Source organism: Pseudooceanicola aestuariicola (assembly GCF_045763785.1).
Taxonomy (GTDB): Bacteria; Pseudomonadota; Alphaproteobacteria; order Rhodobacterales; family Rhodobacteraceae; genus Pseudooceanicola.
In genome coordinates, this window is the sequence record NZ_JBJGSF010000005.1 from 117,708 (window position 1) to 132,059 (window position 14,352).

The window sequence follows — 14,352 nt, forward strand, 5'->3', positions numbered from 1 at the left end:
AGAGGTATGAGGGCGCGGCTGCTGCATCGCCCTTAGTGTGCCACCCCGGCGGCCACGCTTTCGTCCACGAACCGGCCCGCACGGAAGCGGTCCATGCCAAATTCGGCCGCCAGTGGTCCCGGTTCGCCCTTGGCCATCATCTCTGCCATGGCCCAGCCTGATCCGGGGATCGCCTTGAACCCGCCGGTGCCCCAGCCACAGTTGATAAAGATATTCTCGACCGGGGTTTTCGAGATGATGGGCGACCGGTCGCCGGTCATGTCCACGATCCCGCCCCACTGACGCAGCATCTTTAGCCGTGAAATCATCGGGAAGGTTTCGACCAACGCGCGCACGGTTTCTTCGATGTGATGGAAAGACCCGCGCTGCGTATAGTTGTTGTAGCCGTCCGCGCCGCCGCCGATCACCATTTCGCCCTTGTCGGATTGCGACATGTAGCCGTGCACGGTGTTGGCCATAACGACCACGTCCATGCAGGGTTTGATAGGTTCGGACACCAGCGCCTGAAGCGCGACGGATTCGATCGGCAGCTTAAAGCCTGCTTTTTCCGCCATGACGCCGGAATGGCCTGCGACCACGATTCCCAATTTCGAACATTTAATTTCGCCTTTGGAAGTTTCGACGCCGACAACCTTGCCGTTTTCGGACTTAATTCCCGTAACTTCGCATTGCTGGATGATGTCCATGCCCATCGCCGAACAGGCGCGCGCATAGCCCCATGCCACGGCGTCGTGACGCGCCGTCCCGGCCCGTTCCTGCCACAGCGCGCCCAGCACCGGATAGCGCGGGCCGTCGATGCGGATGATCGGCACCAGTTTCTGCACCTCTTCCGGGGTGATGTAGCGGGTCGTGACCCCCTGCAGCGCATTCGCCTGCGCCGTGCGCTTATAGCCGCGCACCTCGTGTTCGGTCTGCGCCAGCATCATCACGCCGCGCGGGCTAAACATGACGTTATAGTTCAGGTCCTGGCTCATCGTTTCATACAGCGACCGGGCCTTTTCATAGATCGCCGCGGACGGGTCCTGCAGATAGTTCGAACGGATGATCGTGGTGTTCCGGCCCGTGTTGCCGCCGCCCAGCCAGCCCTTTTCCAGAACGGCGACATTGGTGATGCCGTGGTTCTTGCCAAGGTAATAGGCGGTGGCCAGCCCGTGACCGCCCGCGCCGATAATGATCGCGTCGTACTGGGCTTTGGGCTGGGCCTTTTCCCATGCACGTTTCCAGCCGGAATGGTCGCGAAAGGCTTCTCGGGCCAGCGCAAAGGCGGAATAGCGTTTCATCGGGCGACTCCCTTAGGGTTTTGGGGCATTGGTTTACTGAGCCATATCAAGGGCGGCGATGGAACCCCGCCGCAATGCGTCGTTTTTCGGTCTGATCACGACAACTGGCCTTTGGGCGGTGATTTTGGGATGCGACAGATTGTGCCAGTCGGGGGCCTTTGGCTGGGCGGCAGGCGCGCTATCCATGAAAGACATTTTGCCGTCTAGATTGTTGACCTTGCGCCTGCCCTTCGCTGCGCTTTACCTCGCCCCCTTACACACCGCCCCATATTATATGGACCGCCCGGCGGGTATGCCGTCCAACGCCGACCCGCGCGCTAAGGCGTCGCTATCGTGCCCCCCTTGGGTCGGCGATGCCCACACCGCAATATTCAAAGGCCTTCGGTTGGTCGCAACCGCGCTGCACCCCCGCGACCATTCCCCACCCCCACTCACAATATTTTGTCCTTTTTCACCGTCCCCCGCGTCGTTAGATGGGGTCCGAGGAGATTGCTCTATGATGACTTGGCCCGTTCTGTCCTGGATCGCCCCTGCCCTGATGTCTCTGGCCGTCGCGGCCCTGATCGCCATGGCCGTGGTGCGTGCCCGCGCAAGTGCCAGCACGGCGCAGGATGCCGAACAGGATCTTGGCATCTATCGCAAGCAATTGGACGAGGTCGAAGCAGACCGCGCCCGCGGCACCATCCCCGAAGACGAGGCCGAGCGGCTGCGCACCGAAATTGCCCGCCGCCTGATTGCCGCCGATGCCCGCGTCAAAGCCGCAAAGGCCGCGCAGGAACCCACCCGCCTGCGCCCTGCTCTGGTGGTGGCGCTGGTCGCCATGCTGGTGGCGGTGCCGCTGGCGCTTTATGCCCGCATCGGCGCGCCCGGTTATGGTGATCTGGCGCTGAAGGATCGTCTGGAAATGGCCAAGGAACGGCGCGAAACCCGCCCCGATCAGGCCGAAGCCGAAGCACAGGCGGCAACCCTGCCGATGCCCCCGCAGGATGCGCCCCCTCCGGATTTTGAGGCGCTGATCGAAAAGCTGCGGGTGGCCGTGCTGGAACGCCCCACCGATCTGCAAGGTCAGATGCTTCTGGCCCGGAACGAAGCCGCGCTTGGCAACTTCAAGGCCGCCTATGCCGCGCAGGAACAGGTGCTTAGCATCAAGGGCGCCGAGGCCACGGCCGAAGACTACCTGACCTATGCCGATCTGCTGATCCTAGCGGCGGGCGGCTATGTCTCTCCGGCGGCGGAAAACGCCCTGCGCGCGGCCCTGACCCGCGATGACCAGAACGGCGCAGCGCGCTATTACCTCGGCCTGATGATGCGCCAGAACGATCGCCCCGATGTGGCCTTTCGCCTGTGGGATCAGCTCCTGCGTCAGGGGCCAGAGGATGCACCGTGGATCCCGCCGATCCGCGCCCAGATCGACGAGGCCGCGATGCTGGCCGGGGTCGATTACGAACAACCCCGCCCAAGTGAATCTCTGGCCGGTCCCAGCGCGGAAGACATTGCAAACGCGGGCGAAATGTCCACCGAGGACCGGAACGAAATGATCCGGGGCATGGTGTCCCGCCTGTCCGACCGTCTGGCGACCCAAGGGGGCAGCCCGGCGGAATGGGCGCGTCTGATCGGCGCTTATGGCGTACTGGGCGACGTGGCACGAGCCCGCGCCATCGCAGCCGAAGCCCGTCAGGTCTTCGCCGCCGTGCCCGAAGCGCTGGACCAGATCGCCGCGGCCGAAGCAGGCCTGCCAGACGCCGCACCAGCGACTGACGCCCCCGCCGCTGCTCAGCCCGCCCCCACCCAGCCGGGACCAGAACAGACGGGACCAGAGCAGGACATCACCGCAGACCCCGCACCCGGTCAGGACCAATGATCCACGAAGACCTGAGCGAGTTTGCCGCCCAACTGCCCCCCCTGCGTGCCATCGCGGGGCTGGATTTCGGCGACAAGACCATCGGCGTCGCTGTCTCCGACACGTTCTTGTCGGTCGCCACGCCGCTGGACACGGTGCGGCGCAAAAAGTTCGGGCTGGATGCGGATGCGCTGACCAAGATGCTGACGGGCCGCGACATTGCCGGGCTGGTGCTGGGCCTGCCGCGCAACATGGACGGTACCGAAGGGCCGCGCTGCCAATCGACCCGCGCCTTTGCCCGCAACCTGTCGAACCGTCCGGATTTCGCCAATATTCCCATCACCTTCTGGGATGAACGCCTGTCCACCGTCGCCGCCGAACGCGCGCTGCTGGAGGCCGACACATCCCGCCGCCGCCGCGCCGAGGTGATCGACCACGTCGCCGCAGGGTACATCCTGCAAGGCGCGCTGGACCGCCTAAGATACCTGAAAGCTGAGACATGACCGACGACGTCTGGAAACGCGACGAAATCGAAAGCCCCTGCATCAAGATCTGCGTCATTCACCCTGAATCGCGCCTGTGCACGGGGTGCCTGCGGTCGATCGACGAAATCACTGCGTGGTCACGCCTGTCGGCGGACGCACGTCGCGCGGTCATGGCCGACCTGCCCGCCCGTGCCCCCCTGATCGCACAAAGACGCGGCGGCCGCAGCGCAAGGCTGGGCCGCCGGTCATCGGGGGAAAGCTAAGCTTAGGCGCGTTACGCGGCCATATCGTCTTCTTCCTGACAGATCAGATCGATGTGATGCGCGCGCACTTTGCCGTATCCGTTCAGAACAACTGCCACGCAGCGCCCGCCAAGGGTGACAGCCGCAGAGCCGGGCCGCAGAGGGTCTTCGGCGATGCCGATGCGACCATTGCCTGCCTCACCGGGGCAGTAGCCGATCTGAAGTTCGTCGTATTCCGGGTCAAAATCTTCGACAATCGGCGCGTCGGCGGTGTCCAGAACCGGCGGCACCTTGGGCGCCTCGGGGGCTTTGGCGGCCACCCGCTCTGCCGCGGGTTGCGCGGGCTGCGGGGCCTCCATCAGGTCGTCTTCATCATCACCGTCATCGACGGCAGAGGACCAATCCTCATCCAGACGCGCCTCGTCTTCCTGTGCCATTTTCTCGCGCAGCAGCTTCTCACGCGCGGCTTCTTCGCGCGCCAGCTCTTCGCGGGCCAAGTCTTCACGCGCTTTGGCAATCTTCGCAGGGTCGGACCAGTCGTCACCTTCTTCGTCCTCGTCCCAGTCCTCTTCGGCCGCAGCCGCATCGGACCAGTCGTCGCCCTCTTCATCCTCGTCCCACATCTCTTCCAGAGCTGAGCGGGGTTCACCCTCTTGATCATCGTCTTCCGCGTCGATGTCATCCGCATCATCCGCCGACACGCCGCGGAATTCGGCCAGCGTGTCCGCCGTCACCGCCGCGCCATCCGATTTGCCGACCAGATCGCGCATCTTCCGCGCCACCACGTCGATGCCAAGGATACCGATGCCGGTGGACCCTTCGGCCTCATTCAGCGCCTCTTTGGCGGTTTTCTCGGCCATGGCGGTGCTTTCCGCTTCGCCCGTGGACGAGGTGTAGATCACGCCAATCGTTGCGATGGCAATCAGGACAAGAAGTTCGATCATTTCAGGACCCTTTCGGTCTGTGCTTGTCCTGAATATCGAAGGGGAATCTGGCCCACGCATGGCGCAGGCGGGGCGCTATCACGGAATTTTCGGCACAGTTTCGGCACAACCCGCCTGATTTTCGTCACGTTTTGCGCAACGAAGACCCCATGGATCGCCAGTCTGTTTCACAAATGGAAACAAGTAAGGTCAGCCTAACCAAGCCTTGCGCAGCATATTGGCCGCGACCAGCAGCAGAAAAATGCCAAAGATTCGTTTCAGCGGCTTGGGGTTGGTCGCATGGGCCAGCTTGGCCCCATAGGGCGCGGTCAGCAGGGTCATGGCGATCACCACGGCAAATGCCGGCAGGTTCACCGCGCCGATGGTAAAGGGCGGGCGCGTCTCATCCGGCAGGGTGACGAACAGGAACCCAAGGACCGAGGGCACGGCAATAATCACCCCGAACCCCGCCGCCGTGGCCACCGCCCGGTGGATCGGACGACCGTACAAGGTCATCAGCGGCACACCAAAGCTGCCCCCGCCGATGCCCATCAGGACCGACATGAAGCCGACCAGAGGAGACAGGATCCAGCGCACCGGCCCCTTGGGCATGTCCGGCGCGATGCGCCATTCCGCCTTGCCAAACGCCAGATAAAGGCCGATCACCATCGCCAGCACGCCAAACAAGGCCTGAAGCGCGACCGACCGCAGGCTGGATGCCGCAACAACACCCACCACGGCCCCAAGCGCGATGCCAATGCCCCATGTCTTCAGGATGTCCCAGTCCACCGCGCCCTTGCGGTGGTGCGATTGCAAAGACCGCAGCGATGTCACGATGATCGTCGCCAGCGACGTCGCCAGACACAGCTGCATCAGCTTGTCGCCATCAAAGCCAAGCGTCTGGAAAGCATAGAAAAACGCGGGCACCAGAACGATACCGCCGCCGACGCCCAGAAGGCCCGCCAGAACCCCCGCGAATGCCCCGATGACGGCCAGAAGCGCCAGCATCGCCAGAACCAAGCTTATGTCCATGTGCCCATCCTTTTGGTTTTTCACTTGGTCGCAGGTTTCGCGCGCGCCGACAAGATGAACACCGCCTTTGCTGCGCCGCCGCATATATCGCGCCTTCGCTTTTGCACCTGTGTCAGTTGACCGGGTTTACCTGTCAGCGCTACCAGTGCGGCCTGTATAAAGGAGTCGCCGATGTTCCGCCTTGCCCTGATCCTTGGTCTTTTGTCGGCCGTCGGCCCCTTTGCCATCGACATGTACTTGCCTGCCCTGCCCACCATCGCCGCCGATCTTGGCGCGACCGAGGCAGCGGTGCAGCTGACCCTGACCACCTATTTCCTGGCCTTCGGGGTTGCCCAACTGGTCTATGGCCCGATGGCAGACGCGGTGGGGCGCAAACCCCCGCTATTGCTGGGGCTGGCGGTGTTTGCTGTCGGATCCTTGGGCGCGGTCTTTGCCGGGTCGATCACCGGGCTGGCAGCCTGGCGGTTCGTCCAGGGGTTGGGCGGTGCAGCCCTGATGGTCGTGCCCCGTGCGATCATCCGTGACCGGTACAGGGGGACCGAGGCGACCAAGCTGATGGCGATGATCATGATGGTGATCTCGGTCTCTCCGATGCTGGCGCCGCTGGCCGGATCGGGCGTCATCGCGGTGGCAGGCTGGCGGGCGATCTTTGCCGTGCTGCTGATCACCGCCTTTGGGTCGATGCTGTTGCTGACCTTCGGGCTGGGGGAAACGCTTGCCCCCGAAGCCCGCCAGCGCCCACGCCTGCGCACCATGCTAAGCGGGTCCAAACGCCTGCTGACCGACGTGCCCTTCATGGCGCTGACCTTTGTCGGCGGCTTTGGCATGGCCAGCTTTTTCGTCTTCATCGCCTCGGCCAGCTTTGTCTACACCGGACAATTCGGGCTGACGCCCACCGGGTTCTCGATCGCCTTTGCGGTGAATGCCGTGGGGTTCTTCGGCGCGTCCCAGATCGCAGCCCCCCTTGGCAACCGGTTCGGCATTGGCCGTGTGGTCCGCGTGGGCGTGACCGGGTTTGCCGTCATGACGGTGGCGCTGGCCATCGTCGCACTGGCTGGCGGGGCGAGCTTTCCGGTCATCGTGGCTGGCCTGCTGATCGCCAACGCATTTCTGGGCGTCGTCATTCCGACGACCATGGTGCTGGCGCTGGAAGATCACGGCGATATCGCCGGGCTGGCGTCCTCTCTTGGGGGGACGTTGCAGATGCTGACGGGCGGGCTGATGATCACGCTGGTGGGGCCGTTCTTTGACGGCACCGCGACACCGATGCTGCTGGCGATTGCCCTGTGCGGGGTGCTTGCGGCTGGCTTGTGTTGGGCGGTGCTGCGCAAGGACGCGGGCGCGGTAGAAGCGTAAAGGGCCCATGCGTGGTATTTGGTGGGTTACAAACCCACCCTACGACCCGGCCTGAACGTTGCGCCTGCCCCCCCGGGCAGGCGTTTATTCACCATCGGCGCGACGATTGATGGCGCCGCTACCACGGCAAGATAAATCAAAGACCCCGGATGGCTGCGCGCCAGCCCACGGTCAGGCGCTGCCCGCTGTCCTGCGTTTGTAGCGCTTTAATCAGACCTCAGCTCAGGCCGCGGCCATCACCGCGCCCAAAGCCTCTTCAACCAGCGCGGTCCCGGCCCCCGGCTTATGCGCACCTTCCGACAAAATTCGCCGCCACTGACGCGCGCCGGGCCGTCCGGCGAACAGCCCCAGCATATGCCGCGTCACCTGCCCCAGCTTGCCGCCCGCCACCAGATGCGCATCGATATAGGGCAGCATCTGCCGCACGACATCAAAGGGATCGCTGTCTTCGCCATCGCCGAAAATCCGCCGGTCCGCCTGTGACAGGATCGAAACGGGATCGTGATAGGCCGCACGTCCCACCATCACGCCATCGAGACCCGCGTCCAGAAATGCCTCGGCCTGATCCAATGAGGTGATGCCGCCGTTCACCGACAGATGCAGCCCACCGAACATACCCCGCATCCGCTGCACCAGATCGTAGTCCAAGGGCGGAATATCGCGGTTTTCCTTTGGGCTAAGGCCCTGCAACCACGCTTTGCGCGCGTGGATCGTGAACCTTTCGACCCCGGCCGCGCCAACGCGCGACAGAAACTCGGGCAGCACCTCTTCCGGGTTTTGATCGTCCACGCCGATCCGGCATTTCACCGTCACATCGACGCTGACCGCCGCGCCCATCGCCGCGACACATTCTGCCACCAGCCCCGGATCGCGCATCAGCACCGCGCCAAACGTGCCCGATTGCACCCGGTCCGACGGGCAGCCGCAGTTCAGGTTGATCTCAACATAGCCCGCCTGTTCCCCCAAGCGCGCCGCCTGCGCCAACTCCTCCGGGTCGGAGCCGCCCAATTGCAGCGCCACGGGCTGTTCGCGCGGCGAGAAGTCAAGCAAATGCAGCGCCCCGCCGCGGACCAGCGCGGGGGCGGTCACCATTTCTGTATAAAGCAGCGTGCGGCGCGATAGCAGACGATGCAGGACCCGGCAGTGCCTGTCGGTCCAATCCATCATCGGGGCCACGCTAAGTCGCGCGGCGAGGGCTGCGGGTCCGCTCATCTGATCCATCGCTTAGGTATTCCGTGCGCGTCGAACCATATTTGACCGCGTCGCGCAAGGCTTAGCCCCTGCCCGCGCGCCCCGCTCACCGCAACTTGTGCGGGCTTGGCAATGCCTATAAAAGCGGCACGAAACCCGACCCGACCAGCCCCGCATCCCAGGCCCCTTGGCCTGCCATGACCGGGTGGAACGCCCCGGGCCCACCACCAAGCAGGAGCCGTCATGTCCGACAAATACTACGCCCCCCACGGAGGCCACCCCGGCCAAGACCAGTTGTTAAGCGGGCGGGCGACCTTCACCAATTCCTACGCCGTTCTGCCGCGCGGCGTGATGTGGGACATCGTCGCCAGCTATCTGCCCGGCTGGGACAAAACCCGCCTGTGGGTGCTGGCGCGTCCGATGACGGGCTTTGCCGAAACCTTCGCGCAGTATTCGATGGAAGTCTCCCCCGGTGGCGGGTCGGACGCGCCGGAACCCGATCCGCAGGCGCAGGCCGTGCTGTTCGTCACCGAAGGCGAAGCGACGATTACTCTGGATGGTCAGGATCACGTGCTGACCCCCGGCGGTTACGCCTATCTGCCGCCCGACAGCGGCTGGACGCTGAAGAACCACGGCGACGACATCCTTCGGTTCAACTGGATCCGCAAACGGTACGAGGCCGTGCCCGGGCTGGACGCGCCGGATGCGATCTTTACCAACGAAAATGATGTCGAACCCAACGCGATGCCGGGGACCGAGGGCAAGTGGACCACCACCCGCTTTGTCGACCCATCGGACATGCGTCACGACATGCACGTCAACATCGTCAACATGGAGCCGGGGGCCGTCATCCCCTTTATGGAAACCCATGTGATGGAGCACGGTCTGACCGTGCTGGAGGGCAAGGCCGTCTATCGTCTGAACAACGACTGGGTCGAGGTCGAGGCCGGCGATTTCCTGTGGCTGCGCGCCTTCTGCCCGCAGGCCTGTTACGCGGGTGGGACCTCGCGGTTCCGGTATCTGCTGTACAAGGACGTGAACCGTCATCCGCGGCTGGGTCTGCTGACCACGCATTTGCGGCGCGGGGCGGAGTAAAGCAGGTTTAGGTCTAAACTAAGGGCAGCGCCCGCCCATGGGGGCGGGTCGGGCGCTGCCCGGCGTATCCGCCGGGCGGGACAAATGATCAGTGCTGCGTCTATTCAAAGACCTCAATCCAAAACAAAAACGGCGGGCCAATCGACCCGCCGTTTCAACATCTCAACCCTTGTTCAGATCACAAAGACCCGGTCGAATTACCCTTCATGCCGCCCGACACTTCTTCGGTCGCTTCGTCCGACAGCTCTTCCGGCAGGACAAGGTTCAGAACGATGGCGATAACCGCCGCTGGCAGGATGCCCGACGTTGCCAGAACCTTTAGCGTACCGGGCAGGTACTGAAGTGCCCCCGGCTCAAGCTGCAGACCCAGACCCAGCGACAGGGCAATCGCAAAGATCACCATGTTGCGGCGGTTCCAGTGCACGTCCGACAGCATCGAGATACCGGCCGCCACGACCATGCCGAACATGACGATCACGCCGCCGCCCAGCACCTCGATCGGCACGGACGAAATGATGGCGCCGATCTTGGGCACCAGACCGCAGAGGATCAGGAAGATCGCCCCGATGGTGACGACGTGGCGGCTCATCACCCCCGTCATGGCGATCAGACCGACGTTCTGGCTAAAGGACGTGTTGGGCAGCGCGCCGAACAGACCCGACACAGCCGTGCCGATCCCGTCGGCAAAGGTCGCGCCTTGGATTTCCTTGTCCGTCGCTTCACGGCCCGCGCCCCCCTTGGTGATGCCGGACACGTCGCCCACGGTTTCAACGGCTGACACGAACCCCATCAGACAGAACCCGATGATCGCCGCGACCGAGAATTCCAGCCCGAAATGCAGCGGGTTCGGCAGCGCAAAAGACGCCGCGCGGCCCACGTTGCCTAGGTTCACCTGCCCCAAGGCAAAGGCCAGCACGTAGCCCACCAGCAAACCGATCAGCACGGCCGAAACCGACAGCATCCCGCGCGCAAAGAACTTCAGCCCCAGCGTCACGACGATTACCGTACCCGCCATCAGCCAGTTGATGCCGGACCCATATTCAGGCGTGCCGATGGCAGGCACACCGCCCGCCGCGTATTGGATACCGACCTTGACCAGCGCCAGACCGATCATCGTCACCACCAGACCTGTCACCAGCGGCGGCAGGGCAAACCGGATCTTGCCGATAAAGAACCCAAGGCAGGCATGGAACAGACCGCCGACCAGCACACCGCCCATCAACGCGGCCATGGCATCGACGCCCTTGCCCGCCACCAGCGGGATCATGATCGGGATAAACGCAAAAGAGGTGCCCTGAACGATCGGCAGCCTAGCGCCCACCGGACCAATCCCGATGGTCTGGATCAGCGTCGCGATGCCCGCAAAGAACATCGACATCTGGATCATATAGATCATCTGCGGAAAATCAGGCGAATTCGACCCGAACCCAAAGCCCGCCGCGCCACAGACGATGATCGCGGGCGTCACGTTTGACACAAACATCGCCATGACATGCTGGATGCCCAAAGGCACGGCCTTGACGATGGGTGGGGTGTAATTCGGATCGCGCAGCTGGTCTGGCGTTCCCAAGGATGTATCGGCCATTCATAGTCCCTTCTCTGTGTTGCCGGCTGTGCGCCAGTCTGGATAGGCCGCCTTTTCCGGCGGCTCTGGTTATGCGATCAGGCGTCCAGCACGTTGTAGGGGGCGTCGAACCAATGCTCTTGCAGATTGGTGCCCTCCCCGATGCGGTCGACAACTGCGAAAAGACCGGGGTCATTCAGCGGGGTCAGCACCCCGTGCCATGTGCCGCGATGGAAATTGATGCCCTGCCCCGGCGCTGTCAGGAACGCCAGCGGGCGGCCCGGCTGGCCACCTTCGTCCGGGGCCACGATCACAAGGAACGGGTGCTGGGTCATCGGTAGAAAGGCCTGAGAGCCTTCGGGATGGCGTTCGACCATTTCCAGCAAGTACGGCAGGCTGCGCGGCACGGCGTCGAACAGGCTGATCCCGGCGCGGCCATCGGCGAAATCCACACGCGCCCGGTCGTGATGACGCGCGCACATGCCCTGATTGATGAACTTGTCCGGCGTGCCCGTCACGTCCAGCACATCGCCAAACGGAGCAAAGGCTTCCGCTGTCAGCGGCTGAATAAAGATATCGCCGCTCATTCCCCGAACAATCCCCGCAAATCGCACCCCCAAATGCTTTGCGATATTGAGACTAAGCAAATTGGCCCCTTTGCCCAGATTTTTTGCAATCCTGTATTCATGTTTTTCGCCCCCAACGTCGGACTGAGCAAATTTGAAGCGCCTATCGTCCTGTCCTCAAACGAAAAACCCCCGCCCGACAGGGTGTCGGACGAGGGTCTATTCTTAAGGATAGGTACTGCAGGTCAACCCGTTGGACGACCCTTAGACCCGCGCCTTAGCCGATGATGGCATTCAGCGTTTTGGACGGGCGCATCACAGCGGCGACCTTTTCGTCATCTGCGTGGTAGTACCCCCCCAGATCGGCAGGCTTGCCTTGGGTTGCCATGATTTCCGCCAGAATGTCGGCTTCACCATCCACCAGCGCCTCGGCGATGGGGGCGAAGAAGTCCGCCAGTTCGGCGTCCTTGTCCTGACGCGCCAGCGCCTCGGCCCAGTAGCGGGCGAACCAGTAGTGGCTGTCGCGGTTGTCGGGCTCACCCACTTTACGCGACGGCGAACGGTCGTTGTCGAGGATCCCTTGGGTCGCCTGATCGACGCCCTCACCCAGAATACGCGCCTTTTCGTTGCCCTTGGCATCGGCAAGGAACTTCAGGCTTTCGCCAAGCGCACAGAACTCACCCAAGCTGTCCCAACGCAGGTGGCTTTCTTCCTGCAGCTGCTGCACGTGCTTGGGGGCCGACCCGCCTGCACCGGTTTCGAACAGACCGCCGCCGTTCATCAGTTTGACGATCGACAGCATCTTGGCGGAGGTCGCCAGTTCGAGGATCGGGAACAGGTCGGTCAGGTAATCGCGCAGCACGTTGCCGGTGATCGCGATAGAGTTCTTGCCCGACGTGATCGTCTTGAGCGTCTGAACCGTCGCCTTGGCCGGGGACATGATCTGGAATTTACCAGCCACGCCTTTGGCCTCCAAGATCGGCTTCACATAGGCGATCAGCTCCGCGTCGTGGGCGCGGTCTTCGTCCAGCCAGAAGATCGCTTCGCAGCCCTCGGCCTTCTGACGGTCGATAGCGAGGTTCACCCAGTCTTCGATCGGTGCCTTGCGGGCCGAGGCCGAGCGCCAGATGTCGCCCTTCTCAACCTTGTGCTCGTGCAGCACGGTGCCATCGTCGAGGATCATTTTGACGGTGCCCGCCTCTGCGATCTCGAACGTGGTGGGGTGCGACCCGTATTCTTCGGCCTTCTGCGCCATCAGGCCGATGTTCTGAACGGTGCCAGCGGTGGCGGGGTTCAGTTTGCCGTTCTCTTTGAAGAACTTGATCGTCTCGTCATAGACAGGCGCGTAGGAATTGTCGGGGATCACGCAGACAGCATCGTGCTGCTTGTTATCCGGGCCCCAGCCTTTGCCGCCGTCACGGATCAGCGCGGGCATCGACGCGTCGATGATGACGTCGGACGGCACGTGCAGGTTGGTGATGCCCTTGTCGGAATTCACCATGTACATCGGCGGACGGGTGTCACGGACCTCTTCGATGGCCTTCATGATTTCCGGCTCGTCCTTGACCTTCTCCAGCAGCGCGCCCATGCCGCCGTTGGGATCGACGCCCAGCTCGGCCATCTTGTCGCCGTACTGATCGAAGACCGGCTTCAGCCACTGTTTCACTGCGTGGCCAAAGATGATCGGGTCCGAGACCTTCATCATCGTAGCCTTCATGTGCAGCGAGAACAGAACGCCCTCTTCTTTGGTCTTTTCGATCTCTTCGGCGAGGAACGCATCCAGCGCCGCCGCCGACATGTAGGTCGCATCGACCACGGTGCCTGCGGGGTAGGACACGCCCTCTTTCAGGACCGTCTCGCCGTTAGCGGTTTCCAGCACGATCTTGGCGGTCGCGGCCTTGTCCAGGGTCGCCGACACTTCGTTCGAGAAGAAGTCGCCGCTCTCCATGGACGCGACGCGGGTTTTGCTGTCCTTGGTCCACTCGCCCATGCGGTGCGGGTTGTTCTGGGCGAATTTCTTTACCGCAACAGCGGCGCGACGGTCAGAGTTGCCTTCGCGCAGCACCGGGTTCACGGCCGAACCCTTGATGGTGTCGTACTTGGCGCGCACGGCCTTTTCTTCGTCCGTCTCGGGCTCATAGGGGTAATCGGGCAGCGCGTAGCCCTGATCCTGCAATTCCTTCACCGCGGCAACCAGCTGCGGGACCGAAGCGGAGATGTTCGGCAGCTTGATGACGTTGGCGTCGGGGGTTTTCACCAGTTCGCCCAGCAGGGCCAGATCGTCGTTGATGCGCTGATCTTCGGTCAGATAATCGGGGAAGGTCGCGATGATGCGCCCCGCCAGAGAGATATCCTTGGTGCCGACCGACACGCCAGCCGCGGACGCGAACTTCTGGATCATGGGCAGGAAGGACGCCGACGCCAGCTCGGGCGCCTCATCAACTTTGGTATAGACGATGTCGGGGGTGTTGCTGTCAGCCATCTGGGTGAGCCTCCGGTTAAATTTGGGTGTGGCTTATCCCATGGGCGAAGGCACGTCTACAGGCACAACGGGGGGTGCGGCAATTTTCTGCATACTATGGTATGCAATTGACGGATTTGAAGGCAACGATTGCATGTAGGCAGTCTCGGGCGACTAGCCCGAGACGCGCCCGACCCTCCCCCCGGGAGGGCGCATGGCGATGTCGGTCGTTGTTCGGGACTAGATAGATGCTTTTGAGATAAAACGCAGACCACAAGCGGAGCAAAGCGCCCACCCAGGGTCGGGCGCGTCTCTCA

Annotated in this window: 12 protein-coding genes; 5 read left to right on the forward strand and 7 right to left on the reverse strand. The window is 63.0% G+C overall.

Annotated elements, in window-relative coordinates; all coding sequences use genetic code 11:
• Positions 1 to 32: 32 nt before the first annotated feature.
• Positions 33 to 1,280, reverse strand: coding sequence for a sarcosine oxidase subunit beta family protein (locus ACI3GR_RS16505; protein ID WP_407496147.1), 1,248 nt, complete (start codon positions 1,278 to 1,280; stop codon positions 33 to 35).
• A gap of 496 nt (positions 1,281 to 1,776) precedes the next feature.
• On the opposite strand from ACI3GR_RS16505, the gene ccmI reads away from it, so the two are divergent.
• The 3 genes from ccmI to ACI3GR_RS16520 are packed head-to-tail and all read left to right on the forward strand — an operon-like array spanning position 1,777 to position 3,868.
• The gene (gene ccmI / locus ACI3GR_RS16510) at positions 1,777 to 3,141 is read left to right on the forward strand and encodes a c-type cytochrome biogenesis protein CcmI (protein ID WP_407496149.1); all 1,365 of its coding nucleotides are present in this window, start codon (positions 1,777 to 1,779) and stop codon (positions 3,139 to 3,141) included.
• Positions 3,138 to 3,623, forward strand: coding sequence for a Holliday junction resolvase RuvX (ruvX, locus tag ACI3GR_RS16515; protein ID WP_407496150.1), 486 nt, complete (start codon positions 3,138 to 3,140; stop codon positions 3,621 to 3,623). The genes ccmI and ruvX overlap by 4 nt, the downstream gene beginning before the upstream one ends.
• Positions 3,620 to 3,868 (forward strand): DUF1289 domain-containing protein, encoded by a 249-nt coding sequence (locus ACI3GR_RS16520; RefSeq protein WP_407496152.1) that lies wholly within the window; start codon positions 3,620 to 3,622, stop codon positions 3,866 to 3,868. Before ruvX ends, ACI3GR_RS16520 begins: the two co-directional genes overlap by 4 nt.
• Positions 3,869 to 3,879: 11 nt before the next feature.
• Here ACI3GR_RS16520 and ACI3GR_RS16525 read toward each other — a convergent pair whose 3' ends face one another.
• Complete coding sequence (locus tag ACI3GR_RS16525) at positions 3,880 to 4,791, reverse strand: hypothetical protein (protein ID WP_407496154.1); 912 nt, start codon at positions 4,789 to 4,791, stop codon at positions 3,880 to 3,882.
• Between the two features lie 189 nt (positions 4,792 to 4,980).
• Complete coding sequence (locus ACI3GR_RS16530; RefSeq protein WP_407496155.1) at positions 4,981 to 5,802, reverse strand: sulfite exporter TauE/SafE family protein; 822 nt, start codon at positions 5,800 to 5,802, stop codon at positions 4,981 to 4,983.
• Between the two features lie 171 nt (positions 5,803 to 5,973).
• Here ACI3GR_RS16530 and ACI3GR_RS16535 point away from each other — a divergent pair, with 171 nt between their 5' ends.
• Positions 5,974 to 7,158: a multidrug effflux MFS transporter gene (locus tag ACI3GR_RS16535; RefSeq protein WP_407496157.1), complete on the forward strand. Its 1,185-nt coding sequence runs from the start codon at positions 5,974 to 5,976 to the stop codon at positions 7,156 to 7,158.
• A gap of 222 nt (positions 7,159 to 7,380) precedes the next feature.
• Here the strand turns inward: ACI3GR_RS16535 and dusA are convergent, their stop codons facing one another.
• Positions 7,381 to 8,370: a tRNA dihydrouridine(20/20a) synthase DusA gene (gene dusA / locus ACI3GR_RS16540; protein WP_407496158.1), complete on the reverse strand. Its 990-nt coding sequence runs from the start codon at positions 8,368 to 8,370 to the stop codon at positions 7,381 to 7,383.
• A 222-nt stretch (positions 8,371 to 8,592) separates the two neighbouring features.
• On the opposite strand from dusA, the gene ACI3GR_RS16545 reads away from it, so the two are divergent.
• The gene (locus ACI3GR_RS16545) at positions 8,593 to 9,444 is read left to right on the forward strand and encodes a bifunctional allantoicase/(S)-ureidoglycine aminohydrolase (protein ID WP_407496160.1); all 852 of its coding nucleotides are present in this window, start codon (positions 8,593 to 8,595) and stop codon (positions 9,442 to 9,444) included.
• 178 nt (positions 9,445 to 9,622) lie between these two features.
• On the opposite strand, the gene ACI3GR_RS16550 is transcribed toward ACI3GR_RS16545, so the two are convergent.
• The 3 genes from ACI3GR_RS16550 to ACI3GR_RS16560 all read right to left on the reverse strand — a co-directional run bounded on the left by ACI3GR_RS16550 (position 9,623) and on the right by ACI3GR_RS16560 (position 14,056).
• Complete coding sequence (locus tag ACI3GR_RS16550; RefSeq protein WP_407496161.1) at positions 9,623 to 11,029, reverse strand: uracil-xanthine permease family protein; 1,407 nt, start codon at positions 11,027 to 11,029, stop codon at positions 9,623 to 9,625.
• Between the two features lie 77 nt (positions 11,030 to 11,106).
• Entirely contained in the window at positions 11,107 to 11,595 is a 489-nt protein-coding gene (locus ACI3GR_RS16555) for an ureidoglycolate lyase (RefSeq protein WP_407496162.1), read from the reverse strand.
• A gap of 256 nt (positions 11,596 to 11,851) precedes the next feature.
• A complete protein-coding gene (locus ACI3GR_RS16560) occupies positions 11,852 to 14,056 on the reverse strand; it encodes an NADP-dependent isocitrate dehydrogenase (RefSeq protein ID WP_407496164.1) in 2,205 nt (734 codons plus the stop codon).
• Positions 14,057 to 14,352: the final 296 nt, after the last annotated feature.

Bases quoted from the DNA above. Each gene is read 5' to 3' on its own strand.
- ACI3GR_RS16505 (WP_407496147.1), bottom strand. From the start codon at position 1,280: ATGAAACGCTATTCCGCCTTTGCGCTGGCCCGAGAAGCCTTTCGCGAC.
- ccmI (WP_407496149.1), top strand. From the start codon at position 1,777: ATGATGACTTGGCCCGTTCTGTCCTGGATCGCCCCTGCCCTGATGTCT.
- ruvX (WP_407496150.1), top strand. From the start codon at position 3,138: ATGATCCACGAAGACCTGAGCGAGTTTGCCGCCCAACTGCCCCCCCTG.
- ACI3GR_RS16520 (WP_407496152.1), top strand. From the start codon at position 3,620: ATGACCGACGACGTCTGGAAACGCGACGAAATCGAAAGCCCCTGCATC.
- ACI3GR_RS16525 (WP_407496154.1), bottom strand. From the start codon at position 4,791: ATGATCGAACTTCTTGTCCTGATTGCCATCGCAACGATTGGCGTGATC.
- ACI3GR_RS16530 (WP_407496155.1), bottom strand. From the start codon at position 5,802: ATGGACATAAGCTTGGTTCTGGCGATGCTGGCGCTTCTGGCCGTCATC.
- ACI3GR_RS16535 (WP_407496157.1), top strand. From the start codon at position 5,974: ATGTTCCGCCTTGCCCTGATCCTTGGTCTTTTGTCGGCCGTCGGCCCC.
- dusA (WP_407496158.1), bottom strand. From the start codon at position 8,370: ATGAGCGGACCCGCAGCCCTCGCCGCGCGACTTAGCGTGGCCCCGATG.
- ACI3GR_RS16545 (WP_407496160.1), top strand. From the start codon at position 8,593: ATGTCCGACAAATACTACGCCCCCCACGGAGGCCACCCCGGCCAAGAC.
- ACI3GR_RS16550 (WP_407496161.1), bottom strand. From the start codon at position 11,029: ATGGCCGATACATCCTTGGGAACGCCAGACCAGCTGCGCGATCCGAAT.
- ACI3GR_RS16555 (WP_407496162.1), bottom strand. From the start codon at position 11,595: ATGAGCGGCGATATCTTTATTCAGCCGCTGACAGCGGAAGCCTTTGCT.
- ACI3GR_RS16560 (WP_407496164.1), bottom strand. From the start codon at position 14,056: ATGGCTGACAGCAACACCCCCGACATCGTCTATACCAAAGTTGATGAG.